23 protein-coding genes and 2 pseudogenes are annotated in these 21715 nt (G+C 49.5%); 3 read left to right on the top strand and 22 right to left on the bottom strand.

Features of this window, described 5'->3' with window-relative positions; genetic code table 11:
• Window positions 1–275 (top strand): winged helix-turn-helix transcriptional regulator (locus tag AZ66_RS14285; RefSeq protein WP_044355445.1); only part of this gene is annotated, 275 nt, incomplete at its 5' end.
• 131 nt (window positions 276–406) lie between these two features.
• Here AZ66_RS14285 and AZ66_RS14280 read toward each other — a convergent pair.
• From AZ66_RS14280 to AZ66_RS32665, 3 genes and pseudogenes are all read right to left on the bottom strand, one after another.
• Window positions 407–910, bottom strand: a complete 504-nt coding sequence (locus AZ66_RS14280) for a hypothetical protein (RefSeq protein WP_044355439.1) — start codon at window positions 908–910, stop codon at window positions 407–409.
• Window positions 907–2202 (bottom strand): DNA polymerase IV, encoded by a 1296-nt coding sequence (locus tag AZ66_RS14275; RefSeq protein WP_442950294.1) that lies wholly within the window; start codon window positions 2200–2202, stop codon window positions 907–909. The genes AZ66_RS14280 and AZ66_RS14275 overlap by 4 nt, the downstream gene beginning before the upstream one ends.
• A 67-nt stretch (window positions 2203–2269) precedes the next feature.
• A pseudogene (locus tag AZ66_RS32665) lies at window positions 2270–2552 on the bottom strand (Y-family DNA polymerase); the annotation flags it as partial.
• Between the two features lie 296 nt (window positions 2553–2848).
• Between AZ66_RS32665 and AZ66_RS14270 the strand changes: the two are divergent.
• On the top strand, window positions 2849–3580 hold the full coding sequence (locus AZ66_RS14270) for an SOS response-associated peptidase (protein WP_044355438.1): 732 nt from the start codon (window positions 2849–2851) through the stop codon (window positions 3578–3580).
• 9 nt (window positions 3581–3589) lie between these two features.
• Here the strand turns inward: AZ66_RS14270 and AZ66_RS14265 are convergent, their stop codons facing one another.
• From AZ66_RS14265 to AZ66_RS14230, 8 genes are all read right to left on the bottom strand, one after another.
• Window positions 3590–4150 (bottom strand): DinB family protein, encoded by a 561-nt coding sequence (locus tag AZ66_RS14265; RefSeq protein WP_044355437.1) that lies wholly within the window; start codon window positions 4148–4150, stop codon window positions 3590–3592.
• A gap of 63 nt (window positions 4151–4213) precedes the next feature.
• On the bottom strand, window positions 4214–5152 hold the full coding sequence (locus AZ66_RS14260; protein WP_044355436.1) for a helix-turn-helix transcriptional regulator: 939 nt from the start codon (window positions 5150–5152) through the stop codon (window positions 4214–4216).
• An 8-nt stretch (window positions 5153–5160) separates the two neighbouring features.
• Window positions 5161–5553: a cupredoxin domain-containing protein gene (locus tag AZ66_RS14255; protein WP_052648517.1), complete on the bottom strand. Its 393-nt coding sequence runs from the start codon at window positions 5551–5553 to the stop codon at window positions 5161–5163.
• A 329-nt stretch (window positions 5554–5882) separates the two neighbouring features.
• Window positions 5883–6170 (bottom strand): stage VI sporulation protein F, encoded by a 288-nt coding sequence (locus AZ66_RS14250; protein WP_021262546.1) that lies wholly within the window; start codon window positions 6168–6170, stop codon window positions 5883–5885.
• Window positions 6171–6339: 169 nt separating this feature from the next.
• Window positions 6340–8388 (bottom strand): ATP-dependent DNA helicase RecG, encoded by a 2049-nt coding sequence (gene recG / locus AZ66_RS14245; protein ID WP_082061583.1) that lies wholly within the window; start codon window positions 8386–8388, stop codon window positions 6340–6342.
• Window positions 8389–8406: 18 nt separating this feature from the next.
• The gene (locus AZ66_RS14240) at window positions 8407–9285 is read right to left on the bottom strand and encodes a DegV family protein (RefSeq protein WP_021262548.1); all 879 of its coding nucleotides are present in this window, start codon (window positions 9283–9285) and stop codon (window positions 8407–8409) included.
• A 23-nt stretch (window positions 9286–9308) separates the two neighbouring features.
• Window positions 9309–11012: a DAK2 domain-containing protein gene (locus AZ66_RS14235; protein ID WP_044355442.1), complete on the bottom strand. Its 1704-nt coding sequence runs from the start codon at window positions 11010–11012 to the stop codon at window positions 9309–9311.
• Between the two features lie 54 nt (window positions 11013–11066).
• Entirely contained in the window at window positions 11067–11426 is a 360-nt protein-coding gene (locus AZ66_RS14230) for an Asp23/Gls24 family envelope stress response protein (RefSeq protein ID WP_021256645.1), read from the bottom strand.
• A 170-nt stretch (window positions 11427–11596) separates the two neighbouring features.
• On the opposite strand from AZ66_RS14230, the gene rpmB reads away from it, so the two are divergent.
• Window positions 11597–11785, top strand: coding sequence for a 50S ribosomal protein L28 (gene rpmB, locus AZ66_RS14225; protein ID WP_005548278.1), 189 nt, complete (start codon window positions 11597–11599; stop codon window positions 11783–11785).
• Window positions 11786–12112: 327 nt separating this feature from the next.
• Here rpmB and spoVM read toward each other — a convergent pair whose 3' ends face one another.
• The 11 genes and pseudogenes from spoVM to AZ66_RS14170 all read right to left on the bottom strand — a co-directional run.
• A complete protein-coding gene (gene spoVM, locus AZ66_RS14220; RefSeq protein WP_019424875.1) occupies window positions 12113–12193 on the bottom strand; it encodes a stage V sporulation protein SpoVM in 81 nt (26 codons plus the stop codon).
• 167 nt (window positions 12194–12360) lie between these two features.
• On the bottom strand, window positions 12361–12651 hold the full coding sequence (locus tag AZ66_RS14215) for a hypothetical protein (protein ID WP_021262550.1): 291 nt from the start codon (window positions 12649–12651) through the stop codon (window positions 12361–12363).
• 58 nt (window positions 12652–12709) lie between these two features.
• Window positions 12710–13387: a ribulose-phosphate 3-epimerase gene (gene rpe, locus AZ66_RS14210; protein ID WP_021262551.1), complete on the bottom strand. Its 678-nt coding sequence runs from the start codon at window positions 13385–13387 to the stop codon at window positions 12710–12712.
• A 1-nt stretch (window position 13388) separates the two neighbouring features.
• Window positions 13389–14306: a ribosome small subunit-dependent GTPase A gene (gene rsgA / locus AZ66_RS14205; protein ID WP_036621575.1), complete on the bottom strand. Its 918-nt coding sequence runs from the start codon at window positions 14304–14306 to the stop codon at window positions 13389–13391.
• Window positions 14307–14366: 60 nt separating this feature from the next.
• A complete protein-coding gene (gene pknB / locus AZ66_RS14200; protein ID WP_044355433.1) occupies window positions 14367–16511 on the bottom strand; it encodes a Stk1 family PASTA domain-containing Ser/Thr kinase in 2145 nt (714 codons plus the stop codon).
• Window positions 16508–17281 (bottom strand): Stp1/IreP family PP2C-type Ser/Thr phosphatase, encoded by a 774-nt coding sequence (locus tag AZ66_RS14195; RefSeq protein WP_021262554.1) that lies wholly within the window; start codon window positions 17279–17281, stop codon window positions 16508–16510. Before AZ66_RS14195 ends, pknB begins: the two co-directional genes overlap by 4 nt.
• A gap of 6 nt (window positions 17282–17287) precedes the next feature.
• On the bottom strand, window positions 17288–18340 hold the full coding sequence (gene rlmN / locus AZ66_RS14190) for a 23S rRNA (adenine(2503)-C(2))-methyltransferase RlmN (RefSeq protein WP_021262555.1): 1053 nt from the start codon (window positions 18338–18340) through the stop codon (window positions 17288–17290).
• A 204-nt stretch (window positions 18341–18544) separates the two neighbouring features.
• Window positions 18545–19942 (bottom strand): 16S rRNA (cytosine(967)-C(5))-methyltransferase RsmB, encoded by a 1398-nt coding sequence (rsmB, locus tag AZ66_RS14185; RefSeq protein WP_044355431.1) that lies wholly within the window; start codon window positions 19940–19942, stop codon window positions 18545–18547.
• Complete coding sequence (fmt, locus tag AZ66_RS14180; protein WP_044355440.1) at window positions 19939–20889, bottom strand: methionyl-tRNA formyltransferase; 951 nt, start codon at window positions 20887–20889, stop codon at window positions 19939–19941. The genes rsmB and fmt overlap by 4 nt, the downstream gene beginning before the upstream one ends.
• Window positions 20890–20891: 2 nt before the next feature.
• On the bottom strand, window positions 20892–21368 hold the full coding sequence (gene def, locus AZ66_RS14175) for a peptide deformylase (RefSeq protein ID WP_021262558.1): 477 nt from the start codon (window positions 21366–21368) through the stop codon (window positions 20892–20894).
• 88 nt (window positions 21369–21456) lie between these two features.
• Window positions 21457–21715: pseudogene (locus tag AZ66_RS14170) on the bottom strand (primosomal protein N'); the annotation flags it as partial.

Below are 21715 nucleotides of genomic sequence, written 5' to 3'. Positions count from 1 at the left end.
CGCATGGAAAAAAGAGGACTAGTGATCTCAAGCGTATTATGCCCAACATTACGCAAAAGATGTTGACCCAGCAGCTGCGGGAACTGGAGGCGGACGGGATTGTCAACCGGATTACATATCATCAAGTGCCCCCTAAGGTCGAATACGAACTGAGCGAATACGGGTCGAGCCTTAAGCCGATTCTGAATGCGCTTTGTAACTGGGGAGAGAACCACATTATCAAAGAATACGGCGATAAGTTCACCGTATTGGAGGACAATATTTTAAACACGTAGACGTGAACATGGATCTTTTCAACGATTCCTGTGGACAATAAAAAGAAATACCCGGGCCCAATTGCCCAAGTATCTCCACTTGCGAAAGAGTGCCGTGCTCAGGCGCTCTCTTTCTTTTTCTCTTGACTCGATTAATATCGTGACTCTATTTCAACTAAGTTGCTTAATTTTGTGGTAAGTCTGTCCGTGTATCGAGCTAACCTTCTGCTTATTTCCATCTTCATGTACTCTTTCGTTATATGAAAACTATCCTCATAGCCATGGTACGCATAGTGTAATATCATTGTACTATCGTGCTTCTCTTCATCTACAATACGAATTTCTTTTTTCAACATCTCCTGTCTTCTTTTGGACAGGTCGGTAGAGATATCATTTGCAAGGATTTGAGCAGCCTTGGTATAAAGAGATTTCAATGTTTCAGAGGATCCCTTCATTTCGTGAATTTTCTTAGTTACCATCGTACACATCACCGAGAGTAGAACATAATCGCGCATTAATTCAATATCTTCCCTCTTTGGCTGGTTTAACTCCCCGCTTGACGCATCACTATGCCTTCTCAACAGAGCCTCCCGATGTTGCGGCAACATCATCCGGCTGGACTCCCAAAGACCATTCTTTTCGAGCTTTTTACTCATTTATAATGCCCCCCGATTTTCAGGGATCTCTCTACCGCTTGACCTGCATAGGTAAGAGAAGAAGCTCTGATAATTGCCGCATTGCCATATCGATCCTTAATCATATCCGTCACCTTATCCAGCGCTCTAGCTCTGACTTGATCTTCAAAGAGCGTTAGTTGATAATGCTGGTCATCTTCCAATGTGCTTAGCATAACACCTACACGACGTACAGGCATTCGATCCCAATATTGATAAAAAATTCGCTTGACCATATCAAATACTTTATTTGTATGATTCGTCGGATCCGGCATTTTCATTTGGCGTGAGAATCCTGTGGGCGCTTCATACGGGCTGCACATGCAGCTTACGGTTACAACCCAGCCCATATACCCTTTTATCCGACAATCTCGGCAGACTTCCTCCGTCAACTCCAACAGGACGGTATCGATCTCCGTAGAATGCACATAATCTCTGGGCAGGGTCATCATGTGGCCAATCGATTTGGGAGGTGTTTGAAATGTACCCGGTGTTACCGGACTATCATCCAACCCGTTCGCAGTTCGCCACATCACCTCGGCATGAATATCCGACTGTTTGCCGAAACGAGCTCGAAATTTATTTTTAAGCTGGGGCAATGGAGTTCTCGCAATATCCCCAATCGTAACGATCCCTAGTTTCGCAAAATGCTTGCACATTCGAGATCCAACACCGAACATTTTATGAACGGGCTCTTTCCACAGCATGGTGGGAACGTCGGATGGATGCAAAGTAAAAATACCGCTTTTATTTTTTTTGGCCCAAATATCCGTTGCCGTCTTAGCCAATATTTTATTGGTACCGATCCCGATTCGAATCCGCACCCCTGTCTGGAGCATTACTCGTTTCTGGATTTCCTTCGCAATGGTGATTGGATCACCAAAAATGGATTGACTGGCTGTTACATCCAAAAATTGTTCATCAATACTAAACACTTCAACTAAATCCGTAAACTCCTCATAAATCTGAGTAATCATCAATGAAACATCGATATAATGCTGCATACGAGGACGCATAATGATGAGATCCGGGCATTTCTTGAGCGCTTCACCTAACCGTTCGGCTGATGTCACACCAAAACTTTTAGCGATCGGGCACGCGGCCAGAATAATCCCTGAACGACGTGTAGGGTCACCAGCTACTGCTACTGCTTTATTTTGATATTCTGGATGATCTGCTTTTTCTACACTTGCATAGAAGCTTTCGCAATCGGCCAAAAATATTACCCTTTCCCTTTTCTGACTCACATTAAGCCCTCCAATATTATAAATCATATTACATACACAATCACAGAATAAGAACGTATATTCCTATTGTATGCCAAACATACATTCGTCATGCAAGTAATAGGCTGCCCGTCACATCCAAATGCTGTTCATCCATGCGGGGCTGAACAACAATAAGGTCTGCACATTTACTAATGGCTTCGCCAAGCCAGCCGCTCCGCTGTATGACACCATGCTTCTTAGTTGTAGGGCAAGCTGCCAGTGCGGATATCAGCACGACGAGCAGGATCGCCCACTACAACTAGCAGACGATCCTTGTATTCAGGGTGTGGAGCCTTCCCCACACTCGCATAGAACGATTGACAATCTGCCAACATAACATAATAACTCGTCCTCATGATTTATTCGGTTTGCCATCCATACACCCTTCACTTCGCCGAGAACGTTTGTTCTTATATACACAGGATACCGAACATATATTCTCTTTTCAACAGGGAGATTTTGAAAATTCGGATCGAATGGCGTCGAGCAGGTGAGGATCTACTGCGGATTGCGTATAACTCCAAATTCACGCTGAATGTATGTAAAGTGTAAGTCGTTGCATGTGACTGAGGGATCGCCTCACGGGAAGGAAGAGAATGTGATATGATGGGATCACCATAGGATAGAACGGACAAGAGAGGAGAGACGTAACGTGTGTGGCCGATATACATTAACCGTGACCATTGAACAGCTAATGGCGTACTATCTGCTTGATTCAGGAGCCCTTGCACCCTTCCATGAGCCGCGCTACAATATTGCGCCGAGCCAGCAAGTACCTGCCCTGATTCATGATGGTACGAAGCTGCGGCTTGGACCGCTTAAGTGGGGCCTCATTCCAGCTTGGGCGAAGGACGAGAAGTTCGCTGCACGAACAATTAATGCACGCGCCGAAACAGTTCGGGACAAGCCTGCCTTCCGCCTCCCCTTCCAGCGGAAGCGGTGCATTATACCAGCAGACAGCTTCTATGAATGGAAACGCAATCCAGATGGAACGAAGCAGCCTTTGCGTATTAGACGCACTGATGGCGGTATTTTCAATATGGCAGGATTATATGACATATGGGTCAATCCCAATGGGGAGAAAATCAGCACCTGCACGATCATTACGACGACTCCGAACGAGCTGATGGAGCCAATTCATGATCGAATGCCGGTTATTTTACCAGAGGATCAGCTGTCATTCTGGCTTGATCGCCGAATGACCGACACTGGGAAGCTTCAATCCGTTCTCCTTCCCTATCCGTCTAAGCTAATGGAGGTCTACCCTGTCAGCGCTAAGGTGGGGAATACACGAGTGGACGATCCCTCCTGTATCGAGCAGATAAGCGAGCAGCACCAAGAGGAGACACCAGACAGCGTCCCCTCTACCTTATTTACACTATGAACCCATCCATTACAAGGCTGACGGAGTTCCCCGGAGAAATGCAGCCAGACGTCCCCGCTGCAGAGCATGGTGACGGAAGTGCATATCCACAAGCAAGTACCATTCCATCGCACTCAAGTAACCGAAGCCTGGATGCATCGTTCTATGATGCTCTGGAATCGAAGCTATAACAGGTTCAAGTTTGTTCATGCGCCGCAGTACTGCCTGCATGCCTTCTACAATCTCCTCCTTGCTGGCGGGTTGAGGTGGCGTATATTCTGGAGAGGCTGGCACCTTCACACGAATAGGAGGGATGCTCCCGGCCGCGAAGACCATACTGCCCTGCTGCGTCTTCTCCAGCAGGTCACTGCTAGCTGCATCTGCAGTCATGTCGCGGCATACTTCCACCTGACGAAGCTGCATAAAGAGCGCAGAGCGGATCAAATGCATATAGACCTGCCCGAGCGACCACTCCTCCTCGCTTGGCTTGCGTGTAATCTCCTCCATACTGTAAAGATCAAGCTCCTGCACAACCTGCTTAACTGATTCCTCCAGACTTAACAGTGACTGATGCGGGGTCATATTTGTCATTAGTAAAGCTCCCTTCGAACGAATATACCCCTACTATACGCGAACGCTACTGACAACAGTATGTCAGTAGCGTTTTAACTGCTGCAATATTTTTTCTGCCTCAAGGCGGACAAGCTCTGTAAGCGACTCCGGTTCCAATACAACCGCTGCTGAACCCCACCCTAGAATCCATCCAAGCACATCTTCGGGTTGTCTCACTCGCAATGTCACAAGTGTCCCTTCTGGATGTTCCTCCATGGTATCGATAAAGAAGTATCCCTGCTCCTTCACACGCTCAGCCGCAGCGGCATGCAGAAGCACACGTACAAGGAGCTGGCGATCATCTGTCGGCTGATAGGACTGTAGAGAGAAGTCGGGCGGACGAGTGAATGATTCATCGAGCAGTTCTAAATCCTCTATGCGACTAAGTCGGAAATGTCTAATTGCCTGTCTAAGATGACAATAAGCCACCATCGACCATGTTCCTTTGATATGCACAATCCCGTAGGGATCTACCTTGCGAACATGTTCTCTACGGCCATCATCCCCTTGAACAGGCTTCACATAGCGGAAGCGCACACTTCGCTCCTCCATTACAGCACGCCGCAGCAGAGCAAGTCCTTCTGCATGCGCAGAATGGGCAATGAGCTTCAAGGAAGAGCGCATCCGTTCTGTATCCTGCCGTACCGACTGTGGCATGACTGATTCAAGCTTGCGCCGAACAGCCTGTATCGTATCTTCATGAGCCCTTCCGAACTGCTGCTCCATATAATCTACGCCAAGCAAAATCGCCTCTGCTTCCTCCGCTGTAAAATGAACAGGCGGCAGAAAATAGCCATCCATGAGCGAGTATCCTTGGCCGGGAGCTCCGATGATCGCAACCCCTGCTTCACAGAGCGCCTGAATATCGCGATAGATTGTACGGACACTCGTCTCGAATACAGATGCCAAATCCTCTGCACGCAGTGTACCTCTGCGCTGCAGCTCCAGTACAATCGCCATCATGCGATCCGTCTTATTCATCGCTAGCTTTACTCTTCAACAACAAGCTCGCCCTTCATCCCATCATGGCCAGAACCGCACATGATCGAACAATGAAACTCAAATGTACCCGCCTTATCTGCTGTGAACTCGGCAGTTGCGCCATCTTCCTGCAGTTCTACGTTGTAGTCCTCCAGCTTCAAACCGTGCAGACCCTGCTTATTGCTCAGCGTCAGCTTCACCTTATCGCCCTTCTTCACCTTAATGGTTCCAGGTTCGAATTTATAATTCGTTGCCTTAATGGTTACCGTACCTGTCCCTTCAGAGGAAGTAGCCGTCCCCTCCAACTCTTTGGCGGAATCTTTCGCCGAACCACAGCCAGCAAGAGATACAGCCAGCAGCATGGCAGCTAATGCAGCTGCGCCTATTTTCATCTTCTTCATGTCATTCGCCTCCACATATAAATTGATTAAGAAATGTCAATCATCTACAAACGTTATACCCCTATATAAGCATATTTTGCATGCACGGATCGCAAAAATATCGAAGTGTGCCGAATTCGTCACCATTGCAAGGCCATTTCGTGAGCAATGTACTCGATGATCAGCATTCACTACCATTTAGAATCCTCCCTAGACCTATATTGCCGCAATGAGGCCAAAACCATATTAACCAGCATAAATCCGGCATAACACACAAGAAGCCCAGTCCTCCTAAGAGAACTGAGCTTCTGCGTATAACCATAGAACCAAGGCTTCAAGAAAAGGGTGTATCAGCGAAACATCCCCCACAACTTCAATAAATGGAACGTATTGTTCGGATCGATCTTCTGCGCAATGATAAAATCAGCGAACTGATCCTCCTGCTGGCTCGTTAGCGGCTCATTGAGCACCTTCGCGATTTGCTTCATCAAGCGCTTAATTGTCGCGCGATTTTGCAAATCTGCCTTGCTCAATCCTTCGACAAGCTTTTTCACACGATCTTTCGTCACCGGATTTTTCAATTTCTGCTTTATTCGCTCCACCAGCTGTGGGCTAATGCCGTATTTTACATAACTCATGCGGGCAGCACCTCCAGAACATATCCTGCAAATCCATGCAAGTTCAAAAAGGTTGGTTATCAAAATCATGCGTTTTGAACAACCTCTAAACGGAATACTGTTCCAATATATGCTTGCCCGCTTGTCTACTATCCGCCCGATTTCATTCTATCCGCACTACTACCATCGACTAATCGAGAAGCTCCCCTTGGAATAGCTGTTCCTGCTGGGCAGCATCGCGGAGCGGGGCGTACTCAAGCGATGTCCAATACGCCTCAGATCGGATAAGCTCTGCTGCATCATCCCGCGCCTGTTCCAGCACAGCGAAATCGCTCGACATATCTGCGACCTTGAAGTCTGGCATCCCGCTCTGCTTCGTTCCGAAGAAATCGCCAGGACCGCGCAGCTCCAGATCGCGCTCTGACAATTCGAAGCCATCGTCTGTTTCCGTCATAATGCGCATACGTTCTTGCCCAACCTCCGACTTCGGATCCGCAATGAGTACACAATAAGACTGATGCTCACCGCGTCCGACACGTCCACGAAGCTGATGAAGCTGAGACAAGCCGAAGCGCTCCGCATCCATCACGATCATGAGCGTCGAGTTCGGTACATCAACACCAACCTCGATTACAGTCGTCGATACGAGTACATGAGTTTCTCCTGTACTGAATGTGCGCATGGCCTCGTCTTTCTCCGATGGCGTCATGCGACCATGCAGCAAGCCAACCTGCAAATCCGGAAAGGCCTGCTGCATTTGCACATGCACATCAATCGCATTTTGCACATCCAGCTTGTCCGACTCTTCAATAAGTGGACAAATAATATAGGCTTGGCGACCAGCGGATACCTCACGACGGATGAAGCCAAGCACCCGATCCATCATGTCATGCTTCACCCAGTATGACTTAATGGCTTTGCGTCCTGCAGGACGTTCACGGATTGAGGATACATCCATATCGCCAAATGCCGTAATCGCCAGCGTGCGCGGAATTGGCGTCGCCGTCATCAGAAGCACATCCGGATTCATCCCTTTGCGCCGTAATATACTCCGCTGATTGACACCGAACCGATGCTGCTCATCTGTTACGACAAGGCCGAGCTTCCGATAATGAACGTCATCCTGGATAAGCGCATGCGTTCCAACCAAGATATCGATCATGCCCATCTGCAAGGAAGCAAGCAGATCCTTCCGTTTCCGTCCAGTCAAGCTGCCGGTTAACAGCCCAACCTCAATGCCATGCGGTTCGAACAACTTCGTTAGCGAACGCATATGCTGTTCCGCTAATATTTCTGTTGGCACCATGAGCGCTCCCTGATAGCCTGCACGTACGGTAGCGTACAGGGCAACGGCGGCAACAACCGTCTTACCAGAACCAACATCACCCTGAAGCAGGCGGTTCATGCAGGTGTTGGCCCGCATATCACGCAAAATATCGGTTACAGCCTTCTTCTGGCCATCCGTAAGCTCGAAGGGAAGACCGCGGACGAACTCGCGAATTGTCGCATTATCTACCTCATGCGCTACGCCGTCGGCGCGCTCGCGAGTCACAGCACGGAATACATGCAGCTTCAACTGGAATAGCAGCAGCTCCTCGTAGACCATTCGTCTTCGTGCTTGCTTGCCTTCCTCCGCATCTTGCGGCATATGCATCACTCGTACTGCCTGCTTGCGCGGCATCAGTCGATAGCGCCGCATTATTTCCGGGGGCATTAGCTCAGGAATCGCTTCTCCGAACTGTTGGAGCGCTTGGGTGATCGTCTTGCGCATCCACGTCTGCGTAATCTTGCTGCCGACCGAATAGACCGGCTGCAAGGTATTCTTACGCCCTCCCCCACGGTCAGAGAATTCGGATGTCGACACCGTCATTTGCAACCGGCGTTGATCCCACTTCCCTGTCAATACAATCTCCCGGCCTTGTGTAAGCTGCTCACGCAAGTAATGGCGGTTGAACCAAGTGGCCGTAATGAGCCAATCTTCTACCATAACCTTGCAGGACAAGCGAGACTTGCCCCCAAATCGCTGAAGGACAGGAGCACTCATCACCCGTCCCTCAACAGTTACCTTCTCTCCATCCTTCAGCTCGCTAAGCGGACGAAGATGAAAATCATCATAACGATATGGAAAATAATCAAGCAAATCAGCAACGGTAGAGATGCCAAAGGCGTGAAGCTCTTGTTGTTTCGAAGCGCTCACGCCTTTGATCATCGTTACCGGACATTGTTTAAGTTCAATCATAATTGCACCACACTTACCCTATTGCATAGATTCGGCAGTATCCGTATCAGCACGCCACATGAACACAGCGCCTACACCTGTTCCGACGTGGGTGCCGATAACGGCTCCGATGGCCGTATATGACAAGGAACGAATATCAAACCGCTCCTTAATCGCTTCCATTAGTTCATCTGTTGCAGATTGGTCACTCGTGTAGCCCATCACGACATGAACCGGATGGCCTCCGTGATCCCGCTCTAGCAGTTCAACGATGCGCGCAACGGCACGCTTATGACCGCGAACCTTATCCACTGCACATACTTCACCTGCACGATCTACAGACAAGATAGGCTTAATGTTTAGCAGAGCACCGAACATAGCAGCAGCTTTGCCGATACGTCCGCCTTTATGCAAAAATTCCAATGAATCCACTAAAAAGTATAAAGAGCGCTCCGCTTGATAACGTTCAATCATGGCCAGTATCTCGTCCTTGGATTGACCTGCTTCCGCCATACGTGCTGCCTCAACGACAATCAATCCAGATCCATAAGAGGCGGACATCGAATCAATAATTGTAATATCCGCCTCATCCTCAATCATACTCTTGGCGAGAACCGCAGATTGATACGTTCCGCTGAGCGCTGCGGACAAATGTATCGAAATAACTTGGGTGTCTGATTCTGTAGTCAAACGCTTATATACATCCAAAAACTCAACTGGCGAAGGCTGAGATGTTGTAGGAAGCTTGTCAGCCTGCACCAGCTTCTCATAGAACTGTTCCGCGGTAATCGTTACAGCATCCTTGAACATATCCTGACCGAAATGCACCTTGAGCGGAACCATCTCGATTCCGTAGCGTTCACGCACATCCTGCGGAATATCCGCTGTACTGTCCGTTACGATACGAATATGACTCATACAGAATCCCCCTCCACATTGTCCTACTCTACGGAGATGATATAGGAATAGATTGGTTGGCCGCCTTGATGCACTTCTACTTCAGCGTTCGGATATTGCTCGCTGAGCCATGCAACAATCGCTTCCGTATCCTCGTCCTTCGCTTCTTCTCCTGTAAGAAGCATCACGACTTCCCCACTGTTCTCCATCATCTTCGTCATCAACTGCTGCAGCGTATCCGCAACCGATTCCGTCGTCGTTACGATCTTGCCGTTTACAATACCCATGTAATGGCCGGCCTTAATCTCCAGACCATCCAACGTCGTATCACGCACCGCGTACGTCACTTGACCAGACGTAATATGAGCGATAGCGTCCTCCATCGCAGAACGGTTCACTTCCAAGCTCTCGTCTTCTTGGAAGGCAAATGCCGCTGCAATCCCTTGTGGAATTGTCTTACTGACAAGTACTGTTACTTCACGTTCCACGATTTCTGCAGCCTGCTTCGCAGCCATCACAATGTTAGAGTTGTTAGGCAAGATGAAGATATGCTGTGCCGAGATCGACTCAATGGCGTCGATGAAATCTTGTGTACTTGGGTTCATCGTTTGTCCACCAGAGAGCACAACATCTACGCCCAAGCTGCTGAAAATATCCCTGATGCCATCGCCCATTGCTACAGCGATAAAGCCATAAGGTGCAAGTTCTTCAGCTGGCGGCTCTACCGAAGTGGATTCTGCTGCTACTTCCTGTACAGGAATTTCTGCGAATAATTCAGGCATAGCAGACACATCGCCGTGTTCACCATGAATGATTTCACGGTGCTGCTCACGCATATTCAAGATGTGCATTTGCGTCAGCTCACCATACTCCATGGCCAGATCGAATACTTCTCCTGGCTTGCGGGAATGAACGTGAACCTTAATGATTTCATCATCTGGAATCACAATGATCGAATCCCCATTTTTGGCAAGCGCTTTCCTGAATTTGTCTTCATCGAACGGCTTAGATACTCCGCGCGTACGATCAATGAAAAATTCCATATCATACAAGAACTCAATATCTTCCGTATGCAGCTTCGCTTGAGCAGAAGCATTCACATGCGGAGTCGCTACTTCAGATGGTGTACGAACGGCTGCAGACGGTGTCGACTCAGTGTAAGAACCATCTGCGGACTCCAGAACAGCCAAGAATCCTTCATAAATATATACGAGGCCTTGTCCACCGGAGTCTACAACGCCTACTTGCTTGAGTACAGGCAGCATATCCGGCGTCTTCGCCAATGCTTCATTGGACTTCGCCAATACCTCACGCATAAACTCCGTTAAATCCGGAGTACGACGAGCAATTTGAACAGCGTACTTGGCTGTTTCCTTCGCAACTGTCAAAATCGTCCCTTCAACTGGCTTGACGACAGCCTTATAAGCGGTATCAACACCACTCTGCATCGCATGGGCGAACTGAACCGAGTTCACCTCATCCAAACCAGCAACACCACGGCTAAAGCCGCGGAACAATTGAGACAAAATAACACCCGAGTTACCTCGGGCTCCCATTAGCAATCCTTTGGACAAAACTTCTGCCGACTTGGCGATGGATGCAGACATCTTCGCTTTCAGTTCAGTAACGCCTGCTGTCATCGTCAAATTCATATTCGTTCCCGTATCCCCATCAGGTACCGGAAAGACATTTAATGAATTGACATGCTCTGCGTGGCGGTTCAGACTGTCTGCACCACTTAGCACCATATTGGCAAATTGTGTTCCATTTAAAGAACGTATATTCAACGAATATTCCCCTTCCTAGCTTAATACGCGTACGTCTTGGACAAAGATGTTGACTTGCTCGACTGACAGGCCAGCTACATCATTCAATACATATTTCACTTTCTGTTGAATGTTGTGCGCCACTTCGGATATTTTCGTTCCGTAGCTAACAATAATATATAAATCGATATGTAGCGCATCTTGCTCCCGGCGCACTTCGACACCACGCGTCAGATTTTCGCGACCAAGCAGCTCAGCAATGCCGTCCTTCAACTGCTTGCGCGAGGCCATGCCCACAAGTCCATAACATTCCATTGCCGCTGATCCGGCGATGACTGCTACGACCCCTTCGGAAATATTCACAGCTCCGAGATTGGTATCCAATTGAATGGCCATGGTTGTTCCACCCCTTTTTGTGAGTATTATGGACTAATCAACATTGTACTATAATAGAAAACAGAAATAAACAAAGTTTTTGATTCAGTTGACGAGGCTTTTTCATATATGATATCATATTTGAGTATTTAATTGTATGAGGGTTGTTTTGGGATAAGGAGGTGTAAGGCATGGCTCGCAAATGTTATGTAACGGGGAAGAAACCTGGATCCGGTAATCACGTGTCGCACGCGAATAACAAAAACCGCCGCACTTGGGGCGTTAACGTTCAGAAGGTTCGCATCTTGGTAGATGGCAAACCTAAACGCGTCTACGTGAGCACACGCGCTTTGAAAGCAGGTAAAGTGACTCGCGTCTAATCCCATGTAAGATATACAAAAAGCACCTTGACGCGATCAGGTGCTTTTTTTCATATCGGGATGGAACTCCTCATTGACATCGTTCAATGGGGAGTCTTTTTTTCGATTCTTCCTTACTTTACATGAAATGACATGATTTTATGCCATCTCGCAGGAAACGGTCGGACCTCCGAACGGGACGGAACAACCGTTTCTGCTGCATGCCGGAACCCGCTATCGTTCATATATGTGCTGAGCCTGTTGCTCCGTTCCCGCTGCCCTTCATATACGAATACGTTCGGGTGGTGGATGATGGATACGGATTCAGCATCATGGCCGCCAGGAACGTCAGTTTTTTTGAAACGTATTTAAGATGGCCTTGACGAAACCTCCCAAGAACTTAGGCAGCTTAAACGTATAGAACTTCATACTCCACCCTCCTCGTCATCTCATCTACCCTACACTTCTATTCGCCGACATGTCCGAAAGACCCGTCATGATAAGAAAAAAGGTTACATGAGATCTGTGCTCATGTAACCACTATATGCCGACCCCATAAGCTCTATGCATGGAGAGCAAGCCCGATTCTGAAGGATTCAGGCAGCAGGCGTAGGCAATTGCTTCAAATATGTGACAACTGACATCATGAATAAAAAGATGAAGTAAAACAATACGGACAAGGATACAAACCAGATCCGAACGCCCTTGGTCTGATACCGCTTGAAGAACTTGTATCCAAGAAACAAAGCCCCCACCGAGCATACCAAGTTAATCGGGAAGGTTAAAAATGCATACATTCCTACTAGTGATCCGCACACAAAGCCGTACAGCGTCAGCATTAGCGCTGTTACCCACATGCTTCTCTCCCCTTTGTCGCTCAGCAGCATCACGCACGCTCTCCCTCACGCATATCCCATGATGCCGCTGCGCAATCTAGTTGCCGTGTCATCCTCTTCTTGCTGCTTCGCGAAGCACACGAATCGCTTCAGCACGATCCGGTGACCCATAAACCGCGCTTCCTGCCACGAGTACATCCGCTCCCACTTCAGTAACGAGGCCAGCTGTTGCTGCCGATATTCCTCCATCCACTTCAATATGGACGTCATATCTGCCACGTTCATTCAGCATTGTACGCAGACGCTTGATTTTATCCGTCATCGAAGAAATGAATTTCTGTCCGCCGAACCCTGGATTGACCGTCATGATGAGGAACAAATCCACATCGCCGAGCAGCTCCTCAACGGCCGACAGCGAGGTGCCGGGATTCAATGCGACGCCTGCCTTGGCACCGCATTCCTTAATTTGATGCACCACACGATGCAGGTGCGGACAAGCTTCCGCATGTACGGTGATGACATCAGCGCCTGCCTTGGCAAAGTCAGGAACGTACTTCTCCGGCTCCACAATCATGAGGTGAGCGTCCAATGTCAGCTCCGTGTGCGGACGGATAGCATCTACAATGAGCGGACCAAACGTCAAGTTCGGAACGAAGCGGCCATCCATCGCATCGATGTGGATCCAATCGGCGCCGCCTCGCTCTACGTCACGTATATCCTCCGCAAGCTTCGCAAAGTCAGCGGACAAAATGGAAGGGGCAATTCGGATGTCGTTCTGCTGTGTCATGTTAGTACCTCCGTTTTTTCTCTTTCATTTCCTCGAAAAATAGCACATAGTGCTCATAGCGGGATTTTGCAATATCGCCTTGCTCCAAAGCCGTCTTTACCTGACAGCCGGGTTCATGAATATGCGTACAGCCGCGGAATTTGCAGCCGTCTGCATATGCTCTGAACTCACGGAAGCAGTCTCCAAGCTGATCAACACCCAGTTCCAAGAAATCCAGCTGGCTGAATCCCGGAGTATCCGCAATATAGCCGCCACGGGGCAATGCAAGCAGCTCCACATGACGTGTCGTATGCTTGCCTCGACCGAGACGATGGCTGATCTGGTTCGTCTCCAGCGATACGCCGGGCAGCATCGCATTAAGTAGCGATGACTTGCCGACACCAGACTGACCCGCAAATACACTGATGTCTTGATTCAGCTTGCTCTCCACTTCACTATATCCATACCCGCCTCGGGCACTGGTAGAAATAACGTCGTAGCCGACATTGGAATACAGACGAATTGTCTCTTCCATCTCCTGACGTGCAGCCGACTGCTCTGTCTCTGGCAGCCCGTCTATGATGTCGCACTTCGTCAACACGATAACCGCATCAAGTCCCGCGTGCTCGATATGTACAAGGAACTTGTCCAGCAATTGGCGGTTCAATACGGGTTCAGCTACAGAGAAGACAAGCGCTGCCAGCCCCACATTCGCAATTGGCGGACGAATCAGCTCTGTCTTCCGCTTCTCAATCTGATCTACCGTACCTTCTCCATTATCCGTCATAGAGAAGATGACGCGATCCCCGACAAGCGGGGACACGCCTTTCTTCTTGAAAATGCCGCGGGCACGGCACTGAACGACCTCTTCATCTGTAGACTCATCGGGCCGAACATAATAGAAGCCGCTCAGCGCCTTTACAATTAAACCTTCTGGCATATATGTTCCTCCAAGCTCTTCACGTTCCTGCTGTTCATTGCACGGCAGCGAGGCCAACTGTTAGTTCCCAGTTTCCTCACCGCCTGCCTCTCCGTTCTGTCCATCTGTTCCATCCACAGGAGGAGTGACCCCTTCGCCATTGCCTTGGCCGCCCCCCTGTTCTGGATTGCCTTCAGGCGGTGTAGTAACCGGAATATCAGGAGGAGGCGGGATCCGAACCGTTCCCTGTTTCGCATCGGTATAAGAGACTGGATAAGCATCTACGAATTTGCCGTTACGTTCAAAGGACACAGCCCCATCCTTATTTGGTGCAAGAATAAGCTCCACATTGAACGTTTTGGCCGTCGTAATCGTCTCTGTACCCCATTCCTTTTTCTCGCCGCGAGCATCCGTAAAATAGATCCGAATCTTGCTCGACTTGCCTTCCACTTCCGGATATACCGTTAGCGGGAACGTATATCGCAATGCCTCAGGCGGATAGCCTGAGCTAATATAGATGCGAACTTCCGCACCCTTCGTTACCGGATCATTTGCCTCGTACGGCTGTTGCTTAATTACCTTGCCTTGTTCTTCATAACTAGGCTCTTCTACAACACCGTCCCTAGCCAGCTTCAGTCCACTCGATTCAATCGCAGCAATGGCCGCCTCCTTGGTCATGCCTTTCAAGTTCGGCATACCGAACGATTCCTTGCCCTTGCTGACCATAAGCTGAATCGTTGTCTTCTTCGGATCGACCTCCGTATTCGGGCCTGGAGACATGCTGACGACCAGACCTTCTTCCAACTCATCATCATAGACGAGCTTCTTCTCAATCTGTGAATTGTCGAAGCCTAGACCTAACAGCTGCTGTACGACATTGTCGACCGACTTCCCCTTGTAATCGGCAAGCTTCACAAGTGGCGTGCCTTTGCTCACATATAAGCGAATGGTCGATCCTTCCTTCACCATTGATCCAGGGGGCTTGCTCTGGTCGAAGATTTTTCCCGCCTCGAAGCCTTCCTTATATTCCTCAATTACAGGATCCTCAATCTCAATCTTTAGAGGGCCCAACACTTTCTCGGCTTCACTTACCGTCTTGTTGGCCAGATTAGGGATTTCAACATCCTTCACAATAAGCACACTCTTCACGTAATACACAACACCGATTAATATCGCTAGAAATACAATTGTCACACTTGCCCAAATCGCAGGCTTCACCCATGACTTGCGCTTGCCAGCTCCAGCTGCAGCAGACGATGCCGAGCGCTCAGGGGGATTTCCCGTCCTCCCCTGAGGGCTAGCTGCATGATCTGACGTCGTGGAGCGAATTGCAGGCATCACCCGCGTCTCTTGGTCATCATCATAGACAGGCCGAGGCTTAAATGTAATTTTGGGCTCATGCAGACGTTCAGGCAGCAAGCATGTCTCCAGATCACGCATCATCTCCGCTGCGGATTGATATCGTTCTGCAGGATTTTTGCGCATCGATTTCAGAATGACGTTCTCCACACTCTGAGGAATATGCGGATTAACCACTCTTGGTTCATCGAACGGCTCCTGCAGATGCTTCAGAGCCACGCTGATCGGGCTCTCCCCGAGGAACGGAAGCTTACCAGTAAGCATCTGATATAACACAATCCCGAGCGAGTATAAGTCAGACTTTTCTCCTGTTGACACGCCCTTCGCGTGCTCTGGAGAAAAATAATGAACCGAGCCGACCACAGATCCAGTCTGTGTGATCGTCGACGAAGTAACCGCGCGTGCAATCCCGAAATCTGTCACCTTGACGCGGCCGTTCCGACCAATCAAGATGTTATGCGGTTTAATGTCGCGGTGAATAATATGATTCTGATGGGCATGATCAAGCGCGTCACAGATTTGTGTAGTGATTCGCACCGACTCGTCAACCTGCAGCGGCGCCCGTTCCAGAATAATCTCGTTCAGATTATGCCCTTCCACATACTCCATGACGATAAAGTGAGTATCTTCTTCCTGTCCAACATCATAGATGCTGACTACATTTGGATGAGACAACGATGCAGCAGACTGCGCCTCTCGGCGGAATCGGCGAATAAACTCTTCATCATGAACGAACTGCTGGCGCAATACTTTGACTGCTACATAGCGGTTCAGCAAATTGTCAAGCGCCTTGTACACAAGCGCCATGCCGCCTCCACCAATCCGCGCAATGATTTCATAGCGACCAGACAGTATGGTGCCAATCATGAGCTACCCCCCTCTTCCACAACGCTGTTCTCCAAACGATCCAGAAGGACAATCGTGATGTTGTCATCCCCCCCGGCATCAAGCGCTTGTCCGAGCAGGCGATCCGCCTTGACAGGCAGCGGGAGCGAAGGATCAATGACAACTCCCCATATTTGTTCAGCATTCAACATATTCGTCAATCCATCACTGCATAGAAGCAGCACATCTCCAACACGAATTTCAACAGACAGCAGATCCACTTCAACCTGCTCGTCCGTTCCGAGCGCACGAATAAGTACATTGCGCCGCGGATGACGCTCTGCGTCCTGTGGTTCGATCTGACCGCGCTTCACCAGCTCATTGACTAGTGTATGATCATCCGTCAGCTGCTTAATTCCACTGCGATTAATTACATAGGCTCGACTGTCGCCGATATGCCCGATAAATCCTTTCCAATCAGATTTATCGAAAAGGGCTGCGACAATTGTCGTTCCCATGTGATGATATTTCTCGTCTTGAGAGGCAATATGAAAAATCGTTTGGTTCGCTCGGATAATCGCCTGTTCAAGCGCACTGCCCAGCATCTCTTGATCCAAATCACCCGGCAATGCTGACAATTCAGATATAACCGTCTCGACAGCAAGTCGGCTTGCAATATCTCCCGCCTGATGTCCACCCATTCCATCGGCTACGATAGCTGCGTAATAGCCGTTCGACAACTCGGACAGGAAGGCACGGTCTTCATTGACCGCACGGACGCGTCCTACATCAGAACGTTGTACAGCTCTCATTTTCGATCACCTCGCATTAGACTCCATATGCTTCGCTCGCAATTGTCCACACGCTGCAGCAATGTCATGCCCCTGCTCCCGGCGTATCGTCGAATTAATGCCTCGATCCTGAAGCGCACGGTGGAATGCAAAAATATCGTTGCGAGGGGTACGTACATAATCCCGCTCCGGTACATAGTTGACCGGAATCAAGTTGACATGTGCGAGCATTTCCATACGTTTCAAAACATCTGCAAGTTCTTCCGCATGCTCAACCTTATCGTTCACACCGCCAATAAGCGCGTATTCGAAGGTTATGCGGCGTCCAGTCTTCACTTGATAATGCTTGAGCGCCTTCATCACTTCCTCGAATGGGAATCTGCGGTTAACGGGCATGAGCTTCGAACGCAGAGCATCATTCGGCGCATGAATTGAAATCGCCAAGTTGATTTGCGTATTCTCGTCAGCAAATTTGTAAATGCTTGGCACAATGCCGCTCGTTGATACCGTAATATGACGTTGTCCGATGTTCAGCCCCTTCTCATGGATCATAATGCGAAGAAACGCCATCGTCGCATCATAATTTTCAAATGGCTCTCCTGTCCCCATAATAACGATGCTGCTTACGCGCTCTTCGGATTCATCCAGAATTTTCTGAGCAGCGACGACTTGGGCTACAATCTCACCCGCTGTCAGGTTCCGCTTCAACCCGCCAAGCGTAGAGGCACAGAAGGTACAGCCTACACGGCATCCGACCTGGGTCGTTACACAGATGCTGTTCCCATAACTATGCTTCATAATGACAGTCTCAATCGCATGATCATCGTGCAGTCCGAATAGGAATTTATACGTGCCATCCTGCGATTTCATGTGCGTAATTTCTTTCAGAGTTACAAATTGGAAGCTGTTCTCCAACTTCTCACGAAGCGACTTGGACAAGTTTGACATCCCTTGGAAGTCATCCACACGCTTCACGTATAGCCAATCAAAAATTTGTCCGGCACGGAATGCCGGCTCTCCTTGCTCCTTCAACCATTCTTGAAGCTGTTCAAATGTAAGATCGTATATAAATGGTTTCATTCGTTCGTTCAACCTCTACCTTTCCTCAATCATGCAGTTCGATTTATTTTACCACAAATGGGCGAAATGCTAAAACAAACAGCAGATCTTCCCTATTTGAAAAAGAAAGCCGCAACGTTCAAGAAGCCTCGTCTTGAGCATTGCGGCGTATGCTTCACACCCTGTGCAGGTTATCAACATCATGCGATTCGCACGACGATATGCTTACTTGCGCTTCTTCAGGCAAGCGATGAAGAAGCCGTCCGATTCCGCATCATGCGGCAGCACCTGCAGCATGCCTTCCGGACTCCGCTTCAATGCCGCAGCGAGGGGCTCCGCAGGAAGAGCCGCCTTCCACGTATCATCCAGTTCCCAACCTTCCTCAGCAGCGTATGCTAGGAAGCGGCGAACCACATCCTCATTTTCCGCACGTTCAACCGTACAAGTCGAATAGACGAGGCGTCCGCCTGGGCGAACCAATTGAGCTGCCTGATCAAGAAGCTCAGCTTGAAGGGAAGCAATAGATGCTACGTCCTCAGGACGCTTGGCCCACTTAATGTCCGGTTTGCGTCGAATGACACCGAAGCCTGTGCATGGCGCATCGAGCAGTACTGCATCGAAGCTGTCGGCAGGCAGCTCACGGCCTAGCGTGGACGCATCCACGTTCATCGTCGCAACCGATGTCAAGCCAAGACGCTCTGCCTGATCCGCGATGAGCGCCACCTTATGGGCATGAACATCATTAGCCACTACCTCACCTGTATTGCCCATTCGCTCCGCAATATGTGTCGTCTTGCCTCCAGGTGCAGCACAGCAATCTAACACTCGCATGCCAGCCTCAGGCCGTAGTGCTTCAACGACGAGCATGGAGCTCTCATCCTGTACGGACAACTCGCCATTGCGATACCACTTGCTTAACGCCAGATTCCCTGCGCCCTCAGCAACGATTCCATCCTTGGAGAGCGAAGAAGGCAGTGCGTGCAAGCCTTCCTCCTGCATATCGGCAAGCAGTTTCTCACGATTCGTCCGCAGCGCATTTACGCGCACGCTTCCGTGGGGAGGACGATTGTTCGCCTCGCACATTCCTGCTGTGTCTGCTTCCCCGTAAGCATCGATCCAGTTAGAGACAAGCCAAGCCGGATGCGAATGCTCCCATACAATTCGTGAGACCGGATCTGAACCAGCAGGTGTATCCCATAAATTCGGCTCGCGCATAATCGCTCGCAGCACTCCATTCGCGAAGCCGCCCATGGATTGTCCGCCACGCCGCTTCGCAATCGTAACCGCTTCGTTAATGGCAGCATGGGCAGGAATGCGATCCAGATAATGCAGCTGATAGGCTGTCATGCGCAGCAGATTGCGCATCCACGGCTTAAGCTTGGACAAGCCACGCTGCACCTTCTGCTCCAGCACACCATCAATCGTGTTCAACCGCTGAATCGTTCCGTATACAAGTTCTGTCGCCAGACCTGCGTCAACTCGCGGTAAATTCGCTCCCTGGAGTGCCTGGTTCAATTGCAAATTGCTGTAGGAGTGCTCTTTCTCCACTTGAACAAGCACCTCGAGCGCAACATCACGTGCTGTCTTGCGCTTCTTCGCGCCTCCCGATTGCTGCTCGCTCACTTCAGCACCGTCCCTTGCATCATCTTGCCGCCGCGAACGAATTCACTAGCAGCCATTGCCTTCTTGCCTGCAGGCTGAACCTCAGTCAGCCACAATGTGCCTGCACCTGTCTGAACCTCAATGCCGCGCGGGCTAAGTGTCAACACAGTTCCCGGCTCCTGCGATCCCTTGGTTGCATCAGCTTCTGCCTTGCTCGGCGCCTCACAAGCCCACACCTTGAATACCTCATCGTTCCACAACGTAAATCCGCCAGAGAACGGAACAAGGCCGCGGACCTGATTGAAAATCTCACGCGCAGATCGTGACCAATCAATCTTCTCATCCTCGCGCTTCAAATTAGGAGCGTAAGTCGCTTCCTCATGAGGCTGCGGTATCGCCTGGATGCGACCTGCGATTAGATCCGGCAGCGTATCAATCAGAAGCTGTGCTCCTGCAGCACTTAGCTTCTGGAACATCGTGCCGGCATTGTCCTCATCCGTAATCGGCACTTCAACCGGTCTGATCATATCGCCTGTATCCATGCCTTCCGCCATGTACATAATCGTTACGCCAGTTACCGGCTCGCCATTCATGATCGAACGCTGAATTGGCGCACCTCCACGGTACTTCGGCAGAAGTGAACCGTGTACATTAATGCAGCCGAAACGCGGAATATCAAGCACAGACTTCGGCAGAATCTGTCCGTAAGCTGCAGTAACAATAAGATCCGGCTCCAAAGCGCGAATATCTTCTATCGTGGTAGAGGTACGAAGCTTCTCAGGCTGCCATACAGGAATCCCATGCTCCAGCGCAGCAGCCTTCACCGGTGTAGGCGTCAGCACACGTTTGCGCCCTACCGGACGATCCGGCTGAGTGACCACCGCTGCAACTTCGTACCCTTCTTTTAACAAATTCTCCAAGCAAGGAACCGCGAACTCTGGCGTCCCCATAAATACAATCTTCGTCATCATTATTCCCTGCCTTCGCGGGGCACCTCATATACCCGTTCTGCAATCTCGGTGAACAATACACCGTTCAAATGGTCGATCTCATGCTGGAATGCACGAGCCAAGAAATCTTCAGCTTCGATCGTAATTTCACGGCCATTGCGGTCAAGCCCTTTTACCGTGATTTTCTGATGGCGGAGTACGTCGCCATTGATTCCTGGGATACTCAAGCAGCCTTCTGGTCCAAGCTGCTCTCCTTCCGCAGACAGGATAACAGGGTTAACCATCTCGATCAAACCATGCTCATCGCCGACATCTACAACAATAACACGCTTCAAGATACCGATCTGTGGAGCAGCAAGTCCGACACCTTCAGCATGGTACATCGTATCTGCCATATCTGTCAGCAGCTTCTGAATATTCGGAGTAATCTTAGGAACTTCCTTTGCTATTTGATGCAAAACCTCATCTGGTTCGTGTACAATAATTCGTAATGCCATCGGGCACACCTTCCTTTTTGAATCGTTTATTTATAGTTTATTCACCGTATACACTGATGACAAATGCTCCAGTGCTTTTTATTCATCCCTACATCATCATTTGCGGGTCGATATCTACATTGAACCATACATCCTGTTCTTTGGAGACCATGTCGAACTCCGTCATCGCATCTGCCATCAAGGAGGACAAATCAACATTTCCCTTGCTCTTGATAATGCATTGGAACCGATAGCGGTTCTTAATTCGCGGAATTGGAGAAGCAACTGGCCCCAAGATCTCAACCGCGTTGGCTGCTTCGTTCAGCCCATGAAGCCATCCTCGCTGCTCAGCCAGCTCCTTTAGCCGC

This window comes from Paenibacillus sp. E194, from assembly GCF_000935845.1.
Taxonomy (GTDB): Bacteria; Bacillota; Bacilli; order Paenibacillales; family Paenibacillaceae; genus Paenibacillus_B; species Paenibacillus_B alvei_B.
The sequence above is the reverse complement of the archived record's forward strand: the minus strand, read 5'-3'. Positions and strand labels throughout refer to the sequence as shown.